The organism is uncultured Helicobacter sp., from assembly GCF_910577135.1.
GTDB lineage: Bacteria > Campylobacterota > Campylobacteria > Campylobacterales > Helicobacteraceae > Helicobacter_C > Helicobacter_C mastomyrinus.
Genome location: NZ_CAJTLL010000041.1, coordinates 1 through 830 on the forward strand (window position 1 = coordinate 1; position 830 = coordinate 830).

The 830-nt window shown below is 52.8% G+C and carries 1 rRNA gene; it reads right to left on the reverse strand.

Annotated elements, in window-relative coordinates:
• Positions 1-830, reverse strand: a 23S ribosomal RNA gene (locus tag QZ289_RS10400); the annotation flags it as partial.

An 830-nucleotide genomic window follows, 5' to 3' on the forward strand; every position in this document is an offset into this window, starting at 1 on the left:
TTTTTGATAAACAGTCGCCTGGGCCTTTTCACTGCGGCCTGCCGAAGCAGGCACCCCTTCTCCCGAAGTTACGGGGTCATTTTGCCGAGTTCCTTAACAATAGTTCTCTCGCTCGCCTTAGGATTCTCTCCTCATCTACCTGTGTCGGTTTGCGGTACGGGCACCTACAGTCTTGCTAGCGGCTTTTCTTGACAGCGTGAAATCAGCAGCTTCGGTACTCTTTTCCCTCCCCTTCACGCCTCAGAATTATCATAAATACGGATTTGCCTGTATTTACTCCCTTGACGCTTGGACACGCTCTACCAACGGCGTGCTCTGCTTATCCTTCTGTGTCCCCACTTCGCTTAAAACGACCTCCGGTGGTACAGGAATCTCTACCTGTTGTCCATCGGCTACGCCTTTCGGCCTCACCTTAGGTCCCGACTTACCCAGGGCGGACGAGCCTTCCCCTGGAAACCTTAGGCTTTCGATGGATAGGATTCTCACCTATCTTTCGCTACTCACACCGGCATTCTCACTTCTAACCGCTCCACAGCTCCTTCCGGTACTGCTTCTCCGCTGTTAGAACGCTCTCCTACCACTGACACTTCGTGTCAATCCGCAGCTTCGGCGGTCCGTTTAGCCCCGGTACATTTTCGGCGCAGAGTCACTCGACTAGTGAGCTATGACGCACTCTTTAAAGGATGGCTGCTTCTAAGCCAACCTCCTAGTTGTCTGTGCATCTCCACATCCTTTTCCACTTAACGGACACTTGGGGGCCTTAGCTGGCGGTCTGGGCTCTTTCCCTTTTGACCATGGACCTTATCACCCACAGTCTGACTCCCGATTAT